A 3,430-nucleotide genomic window follows, 5' to 3' on the forward strand; every position below is an offset into this window, starting at 1 on the left:
GGAGGACGCGTTGCCGATCGCGCTCCAGACCTCCAGCCGGACCGTTCCGCCCCGCAGGTTGCCCAGCGTGCCGGTGGCGGACTTCAGGCCGCGGGTCTGGTCGTAACGCTCCCAGCCCGTCACCGGGTCCGTGGCGAAGTAGTGGTACGTCTCCGTCCGGTCGAAGGTGCCGTCACCGGTCAGGTCGTAGCTGATCCGGGCCTGCTGGCCGAGACCGACCGCGGTGCCGGCGTCCACGGCCAGGCGGAAGGACGTGGAACCGCCCGGGGTGAGGGTGCCGTTGACGCCCTTCACCTCGTAGACCAGCGGCTGGTACGGGGTGCCGTCGCGGTTGGTGCCGCCGGCCGAGGCGATGGTGTCGCTGCCCGCCGAGCCGTCGGTGGCCGTGGTGAGGACGCCGCCGGTGCGCAGCCGGAAGGTGTTGCCGGAGGCCGGGGGAGTGCCCGGATCCGTTCCCCCGGGCCCGGTGGCGGTCGCGGTGGACCGCGCGGGCACGCCGAGCGTCCGGCCGTCGGAGAAGGTGACCGTGCGCGCGCTCGATCCGTGGTTGTGCGCCACGTAGGTGCGGGTGCCGTTCTTGGCAAAGACGGCCGAGGTGGGGATGTCGCCGGTCACCGAGGTGTCGGGCGCGCCCGTCGTGTCGAGCCCGGTGAGCCAGTGGTAGGTGTGGGCCTTGGACTCGCCGTCCTCCGGCGTGTAGCTGCCGTTCTGCGCGTCCCACTTGGCCTTGGCCGCGGCGGGGTCGGCCAGCGACTGGAACTCCCAGAGGATGTCCCGCCACTCCACCGCGGGCCCGCCGTTCTCCCGTTCCATCTCGGCGAGGTTGCGCCGGATCGCCTCCTTGTGGGCGCCGAGGTGGAGGGCGTTGGCGGCGGTCACCGGGAGGGTGTTGATGCCGTGGATCTCCTCGGGGTTGGCGGTCCACCAGGTGGAGTACGCGCCGCCGCTGCCCCACACCATGCCGAGGGTGTCGTGGGTGAAGGACCCGGGGAAGACCTGCTGGTCCTTGTCGAACCAGTACTGGGCGATCGCCTCGCTCTCCGTGGTGAGCAGGTAGACGCCGAGGTCGCGCAGCGAGTTGTCGCCGGTCGCGGAGCCGTAGAGGACGAGGGCGGCGCTGAGGTTGGTGGACTCCGAGGAGGACTCCTGGTTGTTGCCCGCCGCGAAGCCCTGGTGGCCGGAGGCCCAGCCGTGCCCGGCGTAGACGTCGAAGCCGCGCAGGAAGGGGAAGGAGCCGTCGGTGCGGCTCGGGTTGGCGGTGTCGCGGACCAGCGTCTTCACCATGCCGCCCCAGGCGGAGTCGGCGGCCCACTGCGCGTCGTACTGGGCGACGATCGCGGCGGCGTGGACGTAGTAGCCGTAGTGGAAGTGGTGGTCGTTGAGCTCGGTGTCGCTGCCGTAGGAGGCCGGGTAACCGGTGAGGGTCTTCCAGTCCTTGTCGTAGGAGAACTCGTTGGCGCCGCCGGCGGTGAACCAGTCCTGGAGCTTGCCCTTGATCAGGCCGAGCAGCTTGTCGCGGGTGCCGGTCTCACCGATCTGGTCGGAGATGGTGACCAGCTGGGCCAGCTTGCCGAGGGCCTTGCCGGTCCAGTACGTGTCGGTCGCGCCGGAGAACGGGTCCGCGGAGTTCGCGACCTCGTTCACGTACCCGCGCAGGCGGGCCGTGTCGAGGGCGCTGCTGCGCGGGAGCTGGGGCAGGGCCGGGGCCGCCTTCATGCTCGTGCTGAAGGAGGCGCCCTCCCGGACCTTCATCTGGCCGCGCGGCGAGACGTAGGTGTGGGAGGTGAGCGTGTCGGTGGTGTGCAGCCACTGGTGCCGGTAGAGGGCCTGCAGGGCGCCGCGCTCGGTGCCCTCCTTCGCCTCGGTGGTCAGCGAGTAGGTGGCCTTGACCGTGCCCGACGAGTAGCTCCAGTCGACCTTCGACCCGGTGACGAAGCTGAAGGCGTACTTGCGGTAGGTGGCCAGGGCGTCGGTGGAGGGCAGCACGGCGAGGGAGAAGTAGTCCTTGCCGCCGAGCCCGGCGGTGATCTCCGTCCCCGAGACGTTCCAGTCGGCGCCGGTGGGCGCGAACAGCGCGTAGTGGTGCCCGCCCACGGTGATGCCGAGGACGTTGCCCTGGTCGGAGAAGACGGAGGGCGTGCCGGCGGTGCTGATCCGGGCGTTCCCGCCGGATCCCTGGGCGTACACGAACGGCATGCCGTGGCCGATGGTGGTCCGCAGGGTGCGGGTGCCGTCGGACCAGTACGGGGTGACGGTCCAGTCGGACCAGGCGTCCGCCTTGGCGTCGGGCGAGTTCAGCCCGGTCAGGCCGACGGTCAGGTCCCGCTTGTGGGCGAACTCGTACTGCCGTCCCTCGCCGACGATCGCCGGGGTCGTCGGGTAGCCGACCTCCAGCCCGCCGGAGACGGCCTGGTAGGTGAGCGGATGGCCGTACATGGGGGTGGAGTACGGGTTGTCGCCGTACCGCTGGAAGGCCAGCGAGGACCACCAGTCGTTGGTGGGCACCGGCTTGCCCTGGGCGGCCGCGGTGACCTTGGGCTTGACCGGCGTGCCGGTGTTGGTGGTGGGACCGGACGTGCCGGAGGGCCGGGTGTCGGAGTAACTTCCGGCACCCACGGGAACGGTGGCGGCCGCCGCGGGGGCCGCTGCCGGACCGAGTCCGACGGCGGCCAGCGACGCGGCCACGACCAGCACGGAGGCCGGTCGCACGGCCCGCAGGGGCCGCAGGGGGAGGGCTGGCATGGAGGACACCTCTTGTCATCACGGGGTGGTGGGGGACGTGATGGAGCGGGGGAGAGCCGGTCCGGAACAGCTGGGAACGGTTTCAGAGAGCGCTCTCAAGACGCGGGAAACGTAGGGCTCCAGAGGGTGGGTGTCAACACCCTTCGCAGAGTCTGATGCCATGTCAGCGTGCCTGTAAGGGCTTTCGGTTACTCCTTGAGAGCGCTCTCAAACTCTGCGTCCGCTTCCGTGTTCCGGCGGCGTCCCCCGCGCCGGCCCCGGGATCGCGTCCTCAGGGCCCGCACGAGGCGGACTCGCCGGCTCCCCGGTGCACCCCTCGCCCCGCGCCGGCTTCGGCCGGTTCCCGGAGCCGGTCGTCATCGAGGACGAGGTGTGGATCGGCGGCAACGCGGTCGTCCTGCCGGGCGTCCGCATCGGCCGGGGGCCGGTGATCGGGGCGGGCGGCGTCGTCAGCCGGGACGTCCCCCGGTGACGGTCGCGGTGGGCGTGCCGTGCCGGGTGCTCCGCGGGATCACGGACGAGGACCTGGCGGCGCGCGGCGCGTCCCGGCCGGCCGCCGAGCGGTGACGCCGGCCACCGCAGGACCGCCGCCCGGCCGCTCGGGATTCCCCCGCGTCTGCCCCGCGATTCTCGGCGTTCTCCCACACAACGCTGCTTCCGTGTGCGGTGCCGGTCGACGGCACCGCAC

At 71.8% G+C, this 3,430-nt stretch carries 2 protein-coding genes; one reads left to right on the top strand and one right to left on the bottom strand.

What is annotated here, in order from left to right:
- Positions 1–2,742: glycosyl hydrolase (locus tag A2U95_RS29910; RefSeq protein ID WP_166028791.1), on the bottom strand; the 2,742-nt coding region annotated here is incomplete at its 3' end.
- Between the two features lie 307 nt (positions 2,743–3,049).
- Between A2U95_RS29910 and A2U95_RS33920 the strand changes: the two genes are divergently transcribed.
- Positions 3,050–3,214, top strand: a complete 165-nt coding sequence (locus A2U95_RS33920; protein ID WP_420857075.1) for a DapH/DapD/GlmU-related protein — start codon at positions 3,050–3,052, stop codon at positions 3,212–3,214.
- Positions 3,215–3,430: the final 216 nt, after the last annotated feature.

Origin of the sequence: Streptomyces chilikensis (genome assembly GCF_001642695.1) — a bacterium.
GTDB lineage: Bacteria > Actinomycetota > Actinomycetes > Streptomycetales > Streptomycetaceae > Streptomyces > Streptomyces chilikensis.